Genomic DNA, 16144 nt, shown 5'->3' with positions numbered 1-16144 from the left:
TGCTCCGCGACGGCACCTTCTACGAACCCCGAACCCCCGCCGTCACCCTCGCCGCATGAAAGAGACCAACACCCCCGAAACCGGCAGCACGGGATTGACGAACTACATAGAGGCACCCCCCGGGCCGGGCCCGCCCGTTACCGGGGTGGCAGCGGGGGCCGGCGCAGGTCGGGCACCGTGTCGTAGGTGGGCGGGGTCGCGGGCGGGCGCTTCGCCAGGAGGTCCAGTGCCACCCGCACCGCGTCGTCCAGCACCGCGTGGCGTCCCTCGGCCCAGTCGAGCGGGGTGCGCAGCACCTCCACGTCGGGTTCGACGCCGTGGTTCTCGACCGACCAGCCGTAGGTGTCGAACCAGGCGGCGTTCATCGGCACGGTGATCACCGTGCCGTCGCCCAGCCGGTGCCGGCCGGTCATGCCGACGACTCCGCCCCAGGTCCGCTGTCCCACCACCGGCCCCAGCTTCAGCAGCCGGAACGCGGCGGTGATCATGTCGCCGTCGGAGGAGGTCGCCTCGTCGGCCAGCGCGATCACCGGCCCGCGCGGCGCGTTGGAGGCGTAGCTGACGGCCTGCGCGTTGCGGGTCAGGTCCCAGCCGAGGATCTTCCGGGTCAGCTTCTCCACCACCAGTTCGCTGATGTGACCGCCGGCGTTGCCGCGTACGTCCACGATCAGCGCGGGCCGGGACACCTCCATCCGCAGGTCGCGGTTGAACTGGGCCCAGCCGGAGCCGCCCATGTCGGGGATGTGCAGATAGCCGCACTTCCCGCCGCTCAACTCCCTTACCACCTGGCGGCGTTTGGCCACCCAGTCCTGGTAGCGCAGCGGACGTTCGTCGACCAGCGGCACGATGGCGACGCGGCGCGGGCGGCTGCCGGCGCCGGCCGGCAGGAAGGTCAGTTCCACCGTGGTGCCGCCGGCGGCCGTCAGCAGCGGGTAGGGGCCGGTCACCGGGTCGACGGGGCGGCCGTCCACGTGGGTGAGCACCGCGCCCTCCCGGATGCCCGTGCCCGCCAGCGGGGAGCGCGCCTTGGAGTCCGAGGAGTCGCCGGGCAGGATGCGCCGGACCGTCCACGCCCCGTCGCGGCAGACGAGGTTGGCGCCCAGCAGGCCGATGGCACGCTGGTAGTGCGGCGGTCCCTCGTTGCGGCGGGCGGGGGTGACGTAGGCGTGCGAGGTGCCGAGTTCGCCGAGCAGTTCGCGCAGCAGGTCGGCGAACTCGTCGGGGGAGGAGATGCGTTCGACCAGGGGACGGTACTGGGCGAGCACCCCGTCCCAGTCGATGCCGCACATGTCCGGCTCCCAGAAGTAGGAGCGGATGACGCGCCCCGCCTCCTCGTACGCCTGGCGCCACTCGGCGGCCGGGTCCACCTCGTGCAGGATGCGGCGCAGGTCGAGGTAGACGGTGGAGTCGTTGTCGCCCGGCTCGGTGGACGGGACCGCGCGCAGCTCGCCGTCGTCCATCACCACCAGCCGGGTGGCGTCGCCGCTGACCGCGAACCAGTCGAGGTGGTCGACCAGTTCGGTCTTGCGGGCCTTGGTGATGTGGAAGTGCTCCAGGGTCGGCCGGCCGGACATGTCCGCCGGGTTGGCGAACGTCTCGCCGAGGGCTCCCGAGATCGGCCAGCGCAGCCAGACCAGCCCGCCGCCGCTGACCGGATGGAGCGCGGAGTACTTCGACGCCGAGACCGGGAACGGTGTCACCCGGTTCTCCAGCCCCTCGAACTCGACGGTGACGGTGGCGCCCTCGACGGTACCGGTCTCCGGCACGTCGACCGGGTCCAGCCCGCCGGCCGCCGGGCGGCCGTCCGGGGAGAGCGCGAACGGCGACGGGGTGGCGGAGGAGAGCGGCACCAGGTAGGGGCGGCAGCCGAGCGGGAAGGAGAGGTCGCCGGTGTGCACGTCGTACACCGGGTCGAAGCCGCGCCAGGACAGGAAGGCGAGATAGCGGCCGTCGCCGGTGAAGACCGGGTTCTCGTCCTCGAACCGGCCGTTGGTGACGTCCACGACGTGCGGGGCGCCGGGGCCGGAGATCCGGGCGAGCTTGATCTGCCGGAGCGAGCGGCCGATGCCGGGGTGCGACCAGGTCAGCCACGCGCCGTCCGGGGAGAACGCCAGGTCGCGGACGGGTCCGTTGACGGAGCGGATCAGCTCGCTGAGGCCGGGGACACCGGTACCGGCACCGGCGCCGCCCTCGGCCGTCGTCTCCCGGCCGCCGTCGGCCCCCGTCGCGCGGACCAGGTCCGCGCGGGTCGAGCCGGTGGGGGCGGGGGCCGGTTCGTCCGCGCCGGGCCCGTCCTCCTCGGCCGTGTCCAGCAGCAGCAGCCGGCCGTCGTCGGTGGCGACGGCGAGGCGCTCGCCCTCCGGGTCCGAGATCAGTTCCAGCACCCGGCCCAGCGCGCCGGAGGCGAGCCGGCGCGGCGGGCGGTCGCCGCTTGCGCGCGGGAGGGAGGAGATCTCGATCGCGTCCGCGCCCTCGGCGTCGGTGACGTACGCGACCTGGCCGCCGCTGCCCAGCATCTCCGGCAGCCGGACCCGGACCCCGGGGGTGTCGGTGATGGTGCGCGCCGGGCCGTCGCGGTGGGTGAGCCAGTAGAGGCTGCCGCGTACGTTGACGGCGCTGGCCCGGCCCGTCTCGTCCACCGCGAGCGAGGCGACGTGGCTGGCGGCCGGCACCTGGTACGTGCGGCGGCCGGTGCGCGGCCCGCCGAGGCGCACCTCCAGCCGCCGGGGGGTGGCGGCGGGGTCCTCCAGGTCCTCCACCAGCCACAGTTCGCCGGCGCACTGGTAGACCACCCGGTGCCCGTCGCTGGAGGCGTGCCGGGCGTAGAAGGCGTCGTGGTCGGTGTGGCGGCGCAGGTCGGTGCCGTCCATCAGGCAGGAGTAGAGGTTGCCGACGCCCTCGTGGTCGGAGAGGAAGGCGATCCGGCGGCCGACGAACATCGGCGCGTCGAGGTGGCCGCCGATGTCCGGCAGCAGCCGCTTTCCGTGCAGCCACAGCCGGCCCGTCGCGCCGCCCCGGTAGCGCTTCCAGGCGGCGGGCTCGTGCGGCGGCTTGCCGGTGAGCAGCAGGGTGCGGCGCTCGCCGTCGATGTCCGCGACCGCGATGTCGGAGACCGGGCCCCAGGGCAGCCGGCCGCCGGGGGAGCCGTCGGTGGGCAGGCTGTAGGCCCAGGAGAAGTAGGAGAACGGCTGGTTGTGCGAGGACACGGCGAGGATCTGCGCGCAGTCGTCCGGGTCGGGGGTCCAGCCGCAGACCCGGGCGTCGGTCGAGCCCCAGTGGCTGAGCCGGCGCGCCGGTCCGCCGTCGACGGGGGCGACGTGCACCTCGGGGTCGAGGGTGCGCCAGGTCGTGTACGCGATCCGGCTGCCGTCGGGCGAGAACCGTGGGTGGCTCACCCGGGTCCGGTCGACGGTCAGCCGCCACGCCCGGCCCGGCCGGTGCCCCGCGGCGACCAGCGGGGCGACCCACAGGTCGTCCTCGGCCGCGAAGCACAGCAGGTCCTGGTGGAGGTGCGGGAATCGGAGATACGCGACGTCGTCACTCACCCCCCAATGCTTTCCGCGTGCGGGGTCCGGGGCAACTTGTGGTGCGAGCCACAAGCAAAACGTTTCCGTTTCGCACGAAGCCGGGCGTATGGTGCACTCAGCTGTACGAAACGGTTTCGTTCAATTAAGGCGAGGCCATGACAAGAGCAGGCGCGGAAGGGGGCGGAGATGGCACGCACCAGGCTGACGCCTGAGCGCGAGAGCGAGCTGTACGCCGCCGTCCTCGACCTGCTCCGCGAGGTCGGTTACGACGCCCTGACCATGGACGCCGTCGCCGCCCGCACCCACTCCAGCAAGGCCACCCTCTACCGCCAGTGGGGCAGCAAGCCCGAGCTGGTCGTGAAGGCGCTGCGGCACAACAAGCCGGTGGCCCTGGAACAGATCGACACCGGCTCGCTGCGCGGCGACGTCCGTGCCGCGCTGGGCCGTACCGACGACTGCCAGATGGAGAGGGACTCCGCGCTGATGCGGGGCCTCGGCCATGCCGTCCACGCCAACCCCGACCTCGGTCAGGCGCTGCGGGAACTGCTCGTCGAACCCGAGATGACGGGACTCGACCTGCTGCTGCGCCGTGCGGTCGACCGGGGCGAGGTGCGCGCGGACAACCCGGCGCTGAAATACGTCCCCCACATGCTGATCGGCGCCCTGGCCGCTCGGCAGCTCATCGAGGACCGCCCTGTCGATCAGGCCTTCCTCCTGGACTACGTCGACTCCGTGGTGTTCCCCGCCCTCGGCGTCTGACGTCCGGAGCCGGCCCCCCTTGGCCGGCCCCCACCGCTCCACCTGACACGCCGCTCTCGTCGTCGGGCTGGTTCCCCACGCCATCCACCCATGCATACGACCTGACCGGGAGTACGCCCCCGTGGCCACTTTCCTTTACAAAGTCGGACGCCTCGCGTTCCGGCGCCGACGTTATGTCGCCCTTGTCTGGGTGGCGCTGCTGGCCCTGGCCGGCTTCGGCGCCGCCTCCGCCTCGACCGCCACCTCCAGCTCCTTCTCCATCCCGGGCACGGAGGCCCAGAAGGCCTTCGACCTGTTGGAGAAACGTTTCCCCGGGGCCAGCGCCGACGGCGCCGCTGCCCGGGTCGTCTTCCAGGCACCCGAAGGCGAGAAGGTCACCGACGCGGCCAACAAGGCCGAGGTCAAGGACATCGTCGCCGAGCTGAAGTCCGGCTCCGACCAGATCGCCGACGTCGTCGACCCGTTCACCGGCAACGCCGTGAGCAAGGACGGCTCGACCGCGTACGTCTCCGTCTCCTACGCGGTCAACTCCATGGAGCTGACCGACGCGACGCGGGACGCCCTGGAAGACGCCGGCCACACCGCAGAGAAGAGCGGGATGACCGTCGCCATCGGCGGTGACGCGCTCCAGGTGATGCCGGAGACCGGACCCGGCGAGATCGTCGGCGTGGCCATCGCCGCCGTGGTGCTGGTGGTCACCTTCGGTTCGCTGGTCGCCGCCGGACTGCCGCTGGTGACCGCCCTGATCGGCGTCGGCATCGGCGTCTCCACGATCACCGCGCTCGCCAACGTGCTCGACCTGGGCTCCACCACCTCGATCCTCGCGATGATGATCGGCCTCGCGGTCGGCATCGACTACGCCCTGTTCATCGTCTCCCGCTACCGCGCCGAGCTGGCCGAGGGCCGCGAGCGTGAGGAAGCGGCGGGCCGTGCCGTGGGCACCGCCGGATCGGCCGTCGTCTTCGCCGGGCTCACCGTCGTCATCGCGCTGGCCGGTCTCTCGGTCGTCAACATCCCGATGCTGACCAAGATGGGGCTGGCCGCCGCCGGAACCGTCGTCATCGCCGTCCTGGTCGCGCTCACCCTGGTGCCGGCCGTCATGGGATTCGCGGGCAAGCGGATCATGGGACGCAAGGCGCGCAAGGCCGCCGAGGCGGAGAACCGCCCTGACGCGAAGCCCAACCTGGGCACCCGCTGGGCCAGGTTCGTGCTCCGCAAGCCGGTCTGGGTGCTGCTCGTCGGCGTCCTCGGCCTCGGCGCCGTCGCCATTCCGGCCACTTCGCTGGAGATGGGTCTGCCGGACGAGGGCTCCCAGCCCACCAGCACCACCCAGCGCCAGGCCTACGACATGCTGTCGGACGGCTTCGGCCCCGGCTTCAACGGGCCGCTGATGGTCGTCGTCGACACGAAGAACAGCTCGGACGGCGACGCCGCCGTGGACCGGGTCTCGCAGGAGATCGAATCCATCGACCACGTGGTCGCCGTCGCGCCCGCCGTCTTCAACGAGGCGCACGACACCGCCACCCTCACGGTCGTCCCCAAGGACCGGCCGAGCTCCACGCAGACCGAGGACGTCGTCCACGCGATCCGTGACGCGGGCGCCGACATCAAGGACGACTCGGGCGCCGAGGTGCTCGTCACCGGGGCGACCGCGATGAACATCGACTTCTCGCAGAAGATGAACGACGCCCTGCTGCCCTACCTGGCCCTGGTCGTCGGTCTCGCCTTCCTGCTGCTGATGGTGGTCTTCCGCTCGATCCTGGTGCCGCTGAAGGCGGCCCTCGGCTTCCTGCTCTCGGTGGTCGCCGCGCTCGGCGCCGTCGTCGCGGTCTTCCAGTGGGGCTGGCTCGGCTCGCTCCTCGGGGTGGAGCAGACCGGCCCGATCATGTCGATGATGCCGATCTTCATGGTCGGCGTGGTCTTCGGCCTCGCCATGGACTACGAGGTCTTCCTCGTCACCCGGATGCGGGAGGCGTACGTCCACGGGGAGTCGCCGGCCGAGGCCGTCGTCACCGGCTTCAAGCACGGCGCCCGGGTGGTCGCCGCCGCCGCGGTGATCATGATCGCGGTCTTCTCCGGCTTCATCGGCTCCAGCGAGGCGATGATCAAGATGATCGGCTTCGGCCTCGCGATCGCGGTCCTCTTCGACGCCTTCGTGGTGCGCATGGCGATCGTGCCGGCGGTACTGGCCCTGCTGGGCGAGCGGGCCTGGTGGCTGCCGCGCTGGCTGGACCGCGCCCTGCCGAACGTGGACGTGGAGGGCGAGGGCCTGCGCAGGCAGCTCGGAGACGACGGGTCGGCCGGTTCTGACGGCGACGCCGGCGGGGAGCGGAAGCTGATCAAGGTCTGACCCGAGCGGGGACCGGACCGCGGGGGCGGTCCGGTCCCCCGTGCCCCTCGGGGCACGGCCCGGAAACGCGCCGGTCGCCCGTGGGGACGGGGTGCCGGTGCCACCGTTCCGGCTCCCCCGCGGAGGCCGGAACGACGAAGACCCCCGTGCGAACGGGGGTCTTCGTGGTGTCCGGCGATGCCCGCGCGGCCCCAGCGGTCACGGGGACGCGGGACCGCCACTGCGCCGCCCGGGTGAGGCGGCGGGGCGGCGGGTCAGCGGCTTGCGGTGGCGGGCGGGGTGCGGGCGCCCGTGTCCGGCGCGGTGGAGACGGCGGCCGGGCGGCCGGAAGGCCGGGTGCCGGCCGGCCGGGGCGCGCCCGCTTCGGCGTGGGTGCGGCGCAGGAAGCGCAGCAGCGGGGTGTTGTCGATCTGGAACACCTCCACACCGCGCGCACCGTGCAGTTCCAGGATCAGCTGGGCGCGGCCGCACGGCCAGATCCGTACCCCGTCGCGCTCGGCGGGGGAGCGCAGCCCCTGTTCCAGCAGGTCGCGGCCGAGGGCCCGTTCGGTGCCGCCGCCGAACCGCAGGCGGACGGTGCCGGGGGCGTCCGAGGTGTCGTAGCGCAGGACCACCGGGACCGGGCGGGTCAGCGGGCCGTCGGTGATGAGCCGGGCTCGGGCGTGTTCTTCGATCACGGGATCCATGGACCGGCTCCTTCTACGCAGAAGACTTCGTCCTTAAATGTCCCATATTTTCGGTATTTCCGATGAATGGTTGATTCGGTAATCGTGGTCCTTTCGCTCTTGCGCATCATTTGCAAGAAGCCCCTATGATTGTCGGGTTCACAACGGACCTGGCGCAGCTTCGCTGCACGGCAGAAGGCAGAGCCTCTCCATGCATGTACCCGACGGATTCATCGACGCACCCGTCTCCCTGGCCGCCGGTGCCGTCGCCGCGGGCGCGGTGGCCGTGGGCCTGCGCGGCGCCCGGCGTGAACTGGACGAGCGCACCGCACCGCTCGCCGGCCTCGTCGCCGCCTTCATCTTCGCCGTGCAGATGCTGAACTTCCCCGTCGCCGCGGGCACCAGCGGCCATCTGCTGGGCGGAGCGCTCGCGGCGATACTCGTGGGCCCCTACACGGGCCTGCTCTGCGTCTCGGTGGTCCTGCTGATGCAGGGCATCCTCTTCGCCGACGGCGGCCTGACCGCGCTCGGCGTCAACATCACCGTCATGGGCCTGGTCACCACGGTCGTCGGCTACGGCCTCTTCCGCGGCCTGCTGGCGGTACTGCCCAGGCGGCGCCGCACCGCCACCGTCGCGTCGTTCGTCGCCGCGCTGGTCTCCGTACCGGCCGCCGCCGCCGCGTTCACGCTGATCTACTGGATCGGCGGCACCACGGACATCCCCATCGGCCGGGTCTTCACCGCCATGGTCGGCGTCCACGTCCTCATCGGCATCGGTGAGGCCGCGATCACCGCGGCGACCGTCGGCGCCGTCATCGCCGTCCGGCCCGACCTGGTCCACGGCGCCCGCGGCCTCACCGCACCGCTCCGGCTGCGGGTCGGCGGCGAACTCGTCGACGCGCCCGCGCCCGCCGCCGCGGCCCCCGCCGCCCGTTCCTCGCGCGGTCTGCTGGCCACCGGCCTCGTCACCGCCCTCGTTCTCGCCGGAATCGTCTCCTTCTACGCCTCCGCCAGCCCGGACGGACTGGAGAAGGTCGCCGCCGACCAGGGCATCGACCGGAAGGTCGAGGAGCACGGCGCCGCGAACTCCCCGCTCGCCGACTACGGCGTCGAGGACGTGGACGACGCCCGCCTGTCCGGCGGGCTCGCCGGGGTGATCGGCGTCGGCGCCACCGTCCTCGTCGGCGGCGGGATCTTCTGGGCGGTCCGCCGCCGCACACCCCTCGCGGCCGCCGACGCCGCCGACGACACCGACGCCCCCGCCGGGGAGACGGCCGCCACCGCACCGGCCCGGGACACCGTCTGACATGGCGTCCGGCCACGCGCACACGCTCTACCGGCACGGTCACTCACCCGTCCATGCCCTGCCCCCGCACTGCAAACTCGCCGCCGTCCTCTGCTTCGTCCTCGTCGTGGTCTCCACCCCGCGCGAGGCGCTGTGGGCGTTCGGCGCCTACGCCCTCCTCCTCGCGGCCGTCGCCGCACTCGCCCGGGTCTCCGCCGGGTTCCTGCTGAAGCGCCTGGTCATCGAGGTGCCGTTCGTCGCGTTCGCCCTGCTCATGCCGTTCGTCGTGCCGGGCGAGCAGGTGACGTTCCTCGGACTGCACGTCAGCGAGCCGGGCCTGTGGGGCGCCTGGAACGTGCTGGCCAAGGGAACCCTCGGCGTCGGCGCCTCCGTGCTGCTCGCCGCGACCACCGAGCTCCGCGACCTGCTGCTCGGGCTCCAGCGCCTGCGGCTGCCCCCGCTCCTGGTGCAGATCGCCTCGTTCATGCTCCGCTACGGAGACGTGATCACCGACGAGATGCGCCGCATGTCCGTGGCCCGCCGCTCCCGCGGCTTCGAGGCGCGCGGCGTCCGCCACTGGGGCGTCCTCGCCAAGTCGGCCGGGGCGCTGTTCATCCGCTCCTACGAGCGGGGGGAACGCGTCCACCTCGCCATGGTCAGCCGGGGCTACACCGGCACCATGCCGGTCATCGACGAGGTCACCGCCACCCGCGCACAATGGGCGTACGCGGCGGCCCTCCCGCTGCCGGCGCTCCTCATCTGCCTGCTGGGCCGTTTCGGGTGAGTCGCCCGCCCTGACCGCCGCCCCCACACCGATGCGTCAACGTCCCGTACCCGTACGGGATCAGCCCTACGAGCCGTGCGAGGCTTCCATGAACACAGACGTCGGCGGCCCCGCGGGCGCGGCGCCCGCCCCCTCCCTCGACGTGCGCGGACTCGCGTACGCCTACCCCGACGGCCACCAGGCCCTGTTCGGGGTCGACCTCACCGTGGGACGCGGCGAGCGGGTGGCCCTGCTCGGGCCCAACGGCGCGGGCAAGACCACCCTCGTGCTCCACCTCAACGGCATCCTCGACGCCGGCGCGGGCACCGTCCACGTCGCCGGGCTGCCCGTCGCCAAGCGCAACCTCGCCGAGATCCGCCGCCGGGTCGGCATCGTCTTCCAGGACCCCGACGACCAGCTCTTCATGCCGACCGTCCGCGAGGACGTCGCCTTCGGACCGGCGGCGGCCGGACTGCGCGGCCCGGCCCTCGAAGCCCGCGTCACCGCGGCCCTGGAGCAGGTCGGCATGGCCGGGTACGCCGACCGGCCGCCGCACCACCTCTCCTTCGGGCAGCGCCGCCGCGTCGCGGTGGCCACCGTGCTCGCCATGGAGCCGGAGATCCTGGTGCTGGACGAGCCCTCGTCCAACCTGGACCCCGCGTCCCGGCGCGAACTGGCCGACATCCTGCGCTCCTTGGACGTGACCGTGCTGATGGTCACGCACGACCTGCCGTACGCCCTGGAGCTCTGCGGACGGGCGGTGATCCTCAGCGAGGGTGTGATCGTCGCCGACGACCGCACGCAGGCCCTGCTCTGCGACGACGAACTGATGCGCGCCCACCGGCTGGAGCTGCCCTTCGGCTTCGATCCGCGGTCCGTGAGCGTCAACAGAAGTTGACCCGCCCCCCATTTCACCTGCGTGGGGATGCACCATGGGGGGATGAGCGGGAGCGCGGAGACAGGCGTGGACGTACGAGGCACGGTGGCACCCGGATTCGAAGCGGTCCGGGACGCCTTCGTGCGCAACTTCGAGGAGCGCGGTGAGCGCGGCGCGGCCGTCGCCCTCTACCGCGACGGGCGCAAGGTCGTGGACCTGTGGGCCGGCACCAAGGACGTCGACGGCACCGAGCCGTGGGCGGTCGACACCGTGCAGGTCGTGCGCTCGGCGGGCAAGGGCATCGCCGCCGCGGTGCCGCTGATGCTCCATCAGCGCGGCCAGGTCGACCTGGACGCCCCGGTGGGCACGTACTGGCCGGAGTTCAAGGCGAACGGCAAGGAACGCGTCCTGGTCCGCCACCTGCTGGCGCACCGGGCGGGTCTTCCCGCGCTGGACCGCCGGCTCACCCCGGCCGAGGCGATCGACGGCGTCTCGGGACCGCGTGCGGTCGCCGCCCAGCGCCCCGCGTGGGAGCCCGGCACCGACCACGGGTACCACCCGCAGACGTACAGCTGGCTCGTCGGCGAACTGGTGCGCCGGGCGACCGGCCGGACCATCGGCCGCTGGGTCACCGAGGAGATCGGCCGGCCGCTCGGCCTCGACTTCTGGTTCGGGCTGCCGGCCGACGAGGCGCACCGCATCGGCCGGATCGGCCGGGTGGAGGCGCCCGCCGCCGGGGACGCGGGAGCGCTGCGGATGCGCCCCAAGCGGGCCGTGGTGGAGGCGTACGCCGTTCCGGGGTCCCTGACCCGCCGCGCCTTCGACTCGATCGACCCGTTCCCCGACGAGAACGACGAGGCGTACCGGGCCGCCGAACTCCCCGCCTCCAACGGCATCGCCACCGCCCGCGCCCTGGCCCGCTGCTACGCGGCGATGATCGGGGACGTGGACGGCCACCGGCTGTTCGCCCCGGCCACCCTGACCCTGGCCCGCACCGAGGAGTCCTCGGGACCGGACCGGGTGCTGGTGGTCAACACCCGTTTCGGCCTGGGCTACATGCTGCACGGCCCGGCGGCCCCGCTGCTCGGCCCCGGCTCCTTCGGCCATCCCGGCCGCGGCGGTTCGCTCGGCTTCGCCGACCCCGAATCGGGCGTCGCCCTCGGCTATGTGACGAACGGTCTGCAGAAGGGGGTCACCGCCGACCCCCGTGCGCAGGCGATCGTGCGCGCAGTACGGTCGGTGCTATGACGCCGATATCCGAGCCCGCCGATCGCCGCGCCGCTCCCGCGACCACCCCCGCCGCATCCGTGCCCGGCGGCCGCTTCGACGGGTACTCCGTCCTGATCACCGGGGCCGGGCAGGGCGTCGGGGCCGCGACCGCCCACCGGCTGGCCCGCGAGGGCGCCGCCGTCCTGGTCACCGACCTGGACGGCGACCGGGCGAAGCGGGTGGCGGCGGAGATCGGGGCGGCCGGCTCCACCGCCGAGGCCTTGGCCTGCGACGTCGGCGACCGGGCGGCGGTGGAGGCGGCGGTCGCGCACGCCGTGGCCGCCTTCGGACGGCTCGACGTCCTCGTCAACAACGCCTACGCGGCGGGCGGGGACGCCCCGCTCTTCGAGGACGAGCCCGACGAGGCGTGGGAAGACCGCCTGGACATCTCGCTGGGCGGCGCCTTCCGCTGCTCCCGCGCCGCGCTGCCCCACCTGGTGGCCTCCGGCCGGGGGGCGATCGTCTCCATCGGCTCCGTCAACGGCGAACAGGACTTCGGCGGCCACGCGTACAGCGCCGCGAAGGCGGGCCTGGCCAGCCTGACCCGTACGCTGGCGGGCCACGCCGGACCGCGCGGCGTCCGGGTCAACCTCATCGCCCCCGGCACCCTGCGCACCACCGCCTGGGCGGGCCGTGAAGACGACCTCGGCCGGGCCACCGCCCTCTACCCGCTCGGCCGGATCGGGGAACCGGAGGACATCGCGGCGGCCGTGGCCTTCCTGGCCTCCGCCGACGCGTCCTGGATCACCGGGATCACCCTCCGGGTGGACGGCGGACTGCTGGCCGTCAACACCGGTTTCAAAAACGCGATCAGGGACGAGACGGAGCTGCCGGCTTCCTAGCCCTTCAGGGTGGGACGGGGGCACGGGCTGCGGTCCCCTGCCCCCGCCCCACCTCAGGCGGTGTGCAGCATCAGCCCGATGCCGACGACCATCAGCCCGGCCGCGGCGATCCGCGGGGCCCCGAACTTCTCCTTGAAGAACAGCGTCCCGAAGGCCGCGCCCACGATGATCGACGACTCGCGCAGAGCCGCGATCGGGGCCAGCGGGGCCCTGGTCTGCGCCCACAGCACCAGCCCGTAAGCCGTGACGGAGAGCGCCGCGCCGAACAGGCCGCGGGCCGCGAACGGCCGCAGTTCCGGCAGCAGTCGGCCGCGCCGCCGCCAGAGGGCGTAGGCAGGGATGGCGATCCCCTCCAGGATCATCAGCCAGGCGACGTACCCGAGCGAACTGCCCGAGGCACGCACCCCGACTCCGTCGACCGTCGTGTACCCGGCGATCGCCAGACCCGTCGCGAGCGCCGCGAGCAGCGCCGGCCAGTCGGGCCGTCCGCCCGAGCCCCGGATGCCCCAGAGCGCGACACCGACCAGCCCGGCCGAGGCCACCACGACCCCCGCCGTCGCCCAGCCGTCCGGACGCTCGCCGACGAACACGGCGGCCAGCACGGTGACGACGAGCGGGGCGGTGCCGCGGGCGATCGGGTACATCTGGCCGAAGTCGCCCAGGGTGAACGACCGCATCAGCAGCACCATGTACAGCACGTGCAGCGCCGCCGAGACGACCAGGTACGGCCACGCGTCCGCCGCCGGGAAGGGCGCGAAGCACGCGCCCACCGCACCGATCACCAGCCCGCCGCCGGAGATCAGCGTGAAGGAGACGAGTTTGTCCCGGATGCCGTGGGCAATGGCGTTCCAGCTCGCGTGCGTGAACGCGGCCAGCAGGACCGCGCCGACGACGAGCGGGGTCACGCGGTGCGCTCGCGCACGTCCACGAGGGTGCCGCCGGCGTGCCCGATCAGCGTCTTCGGGTCGAGCGGGAACACCGTGTGCGGCGTTCCGGCGGCGGCCCACACCACGCCGTGCTCCAGCAGGCCGCGGTCGGCCAGCACCCGGGTCCTGGTCGCGTGACCGAACGGCGGCACACCCCCGATCGCGTACCCGGTGGTCTCCCGGACGAGTGCGGCGTCGGCCCGGACGACCTTCTCGGCCCCGAGTTCCTGCCGTACCCGCTCCACGTCGACCCGCGAGGAGCCGTCCATCAGGACCAGGACCGGCACGCCGTCCGCCGCGAAGACGAGTGACTTGACGATCTCCGCGAGTGCGCAGCCGATCGCCGCCGCGGCCTCCGCGGCGGTGCGGGTCGCGTCCGGGAAGCGGCGGACCTCGACGTCGAGTCCCAGCGCGTCGAGCGCGGCGGCGAACCGGGGGTGGGCCTCGGAGGCGGGTGACCCGGCGGGGGGAGCCGGGGCGGTGGACGTCGTGGCGGGCGGGGTGGTGTGGTCGGAAGTGCTCATGGATCCGCACGCTATCGGCCGCCCGGGGAAGCCCGCGAGGACGTTTCGCCCGGCGGGACGCGGCGGGACGCGGCGGGACGCGGCGGGACGGGGCGGGGCGGCCCGGAGCGGTTCGGCAGGTCCGTCGCGCGGGGGCGTACGGGGGCGGCCGAACGGCCCGGCGCGGGCTGCTGCGGACCGCCGATCCCGTTCCGTTCAGCCCGCGTTGAGCACCGCCGCCACGACCGGCCCCGCCGCGTCGCCACCGTGCCCGCCGGACTGGACGACGGCCGCGGCGGCCAGGTCGTCACTGAATCCGGTGAACCAGCTGTTGGACGTGGCCTGGCCGTCGACCTCGGCCGAACCGGTCTTGGCGCCCTTGTCGCCGCCCACCGAGGCCATCGCCTTGGCGGCCGTGCCCCAGGAGGCGGTCGCCCGCATCATCTGCGTCAACTGCTTCTGGACGGACGGGGACAGCGACCGGGTGGCCTGCGCCAGTTCACGGCCGTCGAGGTCCTGGTCGACGATGATCGGCTGGCGGAAGGTGCCGTTGCGGGCGGTCGCGGTGATCGACGCGACGTTGAGCGCGTTCATCTGGATGGTGCCCTGCCCGATGTACTGGGCGGCCGCCTCACCGCCCATCTCCTCCGGGACGCTGCCGTCGAAGGTGGACACCCCGCTCTTCCACTCCAAACCGATCCCGAAGACCTCGCGGGCCTCCTCGGCGAGCGCGGAGTCGTCGTCCACGTCGTCGATCAGCTTGATGAAGCCGGTGTTGCAGGAGGCGGCGAAGGTGTTGGTGAAGGTGGAGCCGTCCGGCAGTGAGAAGTTGTCCAGGTTGTGGAAGCTGCGGCCCTGGTAGAGCACGTCCTTGGGGCATTCGGTCGCCCCGTTGGCGGTGGCCTTGCCGCGTTCCATCAGCATCGCGGCCGTCACGATCTTCATCGTGGAACCGGGGGCCTGCTGCCCCTGGAGCGCCACGTTGAACTCCGTGACGGGGTTGTTGGCGACCGCGCGGATCGCTCCCGTGGACGGCTTCACCGCCACCACGGATGCCTTGGAGAATCCCTTGACCGCCTTCTCCGCCGCCGCCTGGGCCTCCGCGTCGATGGTCGTGCGCAGCTTGCCCGCCTTGCCCTTGGAGAGCGTCAGCAGGGACTTGTCCGCCTTCTTGCCGTCGGCGCTCTTGATCCACGTCTCGATGCCCGGGGTGCCGCCGGCCGCGTCCCCGTACCGCGTGCGCAGGGTGTCCAGGATCGGCCCGAGGGAGGGGTACTTCTCCTTCGTCAGCGGCTTGCCGTCGTGGTCGGTCGCCTCGATCGGCGCGGCCGTCGCCTCACCGGTGACGAGCGAGGCGCCGTCCGTCAGCTCCGGGTGGATGACGGTCGGCGCCCAGTCGACGAGCGCCTTCCCGGTGGTCAGTCCCCGCACCACGGTGAGCTTCGTCGCGTACGACCACGGGACCGACGTGCCGTCGTAGGAGACCGTCGCCTTCACGGTGTACGGGACGGTCGCGCCGGTCGCAGTGCCGGGGGTGATCGTGGCCCCGGTGACGTGCGCGTCGGTGGCGTACCCGGCCAGCAGCGGTTCGGCGACCGTGTCGTTGTTGGTGAGCCGGGCGGCCTTCGCCGCGTTCCCGGTGGTCCAGGCGTCGAAGAACGCCTTCGTCGTCTCCGCCACCTCGTCCGCGCTCGGCGGTCCCGTCTTCACCTCGGCGGGTGCGCCCTGCGTCGTGGTCCCGTCGGCGTCCGAGAACAGCGCCGCGTACGCGCCGTACCCCAGCCCCCCGGCCACCAGCACGAAGACACCGCCGACGATGCCGACTTTCGCTCCACTGCGCATGGACGCAGTCCCCTTCCCCGTTCCCCGTGCACCCCCTTGAACGCGTTCAAAGGGGTGTTGTCATTTTGACTGTACGGGACGAACTCCCGCCCGCCGAGCCCCTGTTACCGGACCGGGACACCGCGCACGGGAGCGCTCTCCGGGGTGTGCAAGGGGAAGGGGCTCGGCACGGAGAATGACCGGTTTCCGCGTCACGGCGCCCCCGGTGCGTGGGCCGCCCCCGTCGCACACCCGGCGGAGGGCATCCCGTGCGCGGCGGCGGCCTCGCCGCAGGCTCTGGGGAAGAAAGTGATCGCAGACGTTTTCAGGACGCTCTGCGGGTGCACATTCCGTGCACACGGGCGTATTCCACGCCCCCGCGCGTACTCACGAATGCGCCTGGCCGGGCGGGAGCGCCCGGTCGGGCGGGTTTCCATGCGTCATCGAATGCACTTGGACTTTTTTCGGGGCGATTTCCGGACGCCCGGATAGCGGACGGACGCCCGGAAAGCGGTCGCCGGACGGATTCCGCCGTTGTCGGCGGCTCTCCGTCCGAC

12 protein-coding genes are annotated in these 16144 nt (G+C 72.8%); 7 read left to right on the top strand and 5 right to left on the bottom strand.

All coding sequences use genetic code 11. The features are described from left to right. Nucleotides 1-137 precede the first annotated feature (137 nt). Nucleotides 138-3545, bottom strand: coding sequence for a S41 family peptidase (locus Q0994_RS29170; protein ID WP_299540476.1), 3408 nt, complete (start codon nt 3543-3545; stop codon nt 138-140). 168 nt (nt 3546-3713) lie between these two features. Between Q0994_RS29170 and Q0994_RS29165 the strand changes: the two genes are divergently transcribed. Together Q0994_RS29165 and Q0994_RS29160 are read left to right on the top strand one after the other, a co-directional pair. After that, nucleotides 3714-4286, top strand: coding sequence for a TetR/AcrR family transcriptional regulator (locus Q0994_RS29165; protein WP_299540474.1), 573 nt, complete (start codon nt 3714-3716; stop codon nt 4284-4286). A 121-nt stretch (nt 4287-4407) separates the two neighbouring features. Next, a complete protein-coding gene (locus Q0994_RS29160) occupies nt 4408-6636 on the top strand; it encodes an MMPL family transporter (protein WP_299540472.1) in 2229 nt (742 codons plus the stop codon). A gap of 254 nt (nt 6637-6890) precedes the next feature. Here Q0994_RS29160 and Q0994_RS29155 read toward each other — a convergent pair whose 3' ends face one another. Then, nucleotides 6891-7322, bottom strand: a complete 432-nt coding sequence (locus tag Q0994_RS29155; RefSeq protein WP_299540469.1) for an SsgA family sporulation/cell division regulator — start codon at nt 7320-7322, stop codon at nt 6891-6893. Between the two features lie 190 nt (nt 7323-7512). Here Q0994_RS29155 and Q0994_RS29150 point away from each other — a divergent pair, with 190 nt between their 5' ends. The 5 genes from Q0994_RS29150 to Q0994_RS29130 all read left to right on the top strand — a co-directional run bounded on the left by Q0994_RS29150 (nt 7513) and on the right by Q0994_RS29130 (nt 12337). Beyond that, nucleotides 7513-8607: an energy-coupling factor ABC transporter permease gene (locus Q0994_RS29150; RefSeq protein ID WP_299540467.1), complete on the top strand. Its 1095-nt coding sequence runs from the start codon at nt 7513-7515 to the stop codon at nt 8605-8607. Between the two features lies 1 nt (nt 8608). After that, nucleotides 8609-9370 (top strand): cobalt ECF transporter T component CbiQ, encoded by a 762-nt coding sequence (cbiQ, locus tag Q0994_RS29145; protein ID WP_299540465.1) that lies wholly within the window; start codon nt 8609-8611, stop codon nt 9368-9370. Between the two features lie 88 nt (nt 9371-9458). Beyond that, a complete protein-coding gene (locus Q0994_RS29140) occupies nt 9459-10247 on the top strand; it encodes an energy-coupling factor ABC transporter ATP-binding protein (RefSeq protein ID WP_299540461.1) in 789 nt (262 codons plus the stop codon). Between the two features lie 66 nt (nt 10248-10313). After that, a complete protein-coding gene (locus tag Q0994_RS29135; RefSeq protein WP_299540488.1) occupies nt 10314-11474 on the top strand; it encodes a serine hydrolase domain-containing protein in 1161 nt (386 codons plus the stop codon). A 59-nt stretch (nt 11475-11533) separates the two neighbouring features. Then, entirely contained in the window at nt 11534-12337 is an 804-nt protein-coding gene (locus Q0994_RS29130) for an SDR family NAD(P)-dependent oxidoreductase (RefSeq protein WP_299540486.1), read from the top strand. Nucleotides 12338-12390: 53 nt separating this feature from the next. Here the strand turns inward: Q0994_RS29130 and Q0994_RS29125 are convergent, their stop codons facing one another. The 3 genes from Q0994_RS29125 to Q0994_RS29115 all read right to left on the bottom strand — a co-directional run bounded on the left by Q0994_RS29125 (nt 12391) and on the right by Q0994_RS29115 (nt 15608). Beyond that, entirely contained in the window at nt 12391-13242 is an 852-nt protein-coding gene (locus Q0994_RS29125; RefSeq protein ID WP_299540458.1) for a DMT family transporter, read from the bottom strand. Next, complete coding sequence (locus Q0994_RS29120; protein WP_299540455.1) at nt 13239-13787, bottom strand: YbaK/EbsC family protein; 549 nt, start codon at nt 13785-13787, stop codon at nt 13239-13241. Before Q0994_RS29120 ends, Q0994_RS29125 begins: the two co-directional genes overlap by 4 nt. A gap of 195 nt (nt 13788-13982) precedes the next feature. Continuing rightward, a complete protein-coding gene (locus tag Q0994_RS29115) occupies nt 13983-15608 on the bottom strand; it encodes a penicillin-binding transpeptidase domain-containing protein (RefSeq protein WP_299540453.1) in 1626 nt (541 codons plus the stop codon). Nucleotides 15609-16144 lie beyond the last annotated feature (536 nt).

The sequence above is a fragment of the uncultured Streptomyces sp. genome (assembly GCF_947488945.1).
Lineage (GTDB): Bacteria > Actinomycetota > Actinomycetes > Streptomycetales > Streptomycetaceae > Streptomyces.
This window is presented reverse-complemented; position numbering and strand designations above follow the sequence as displayed.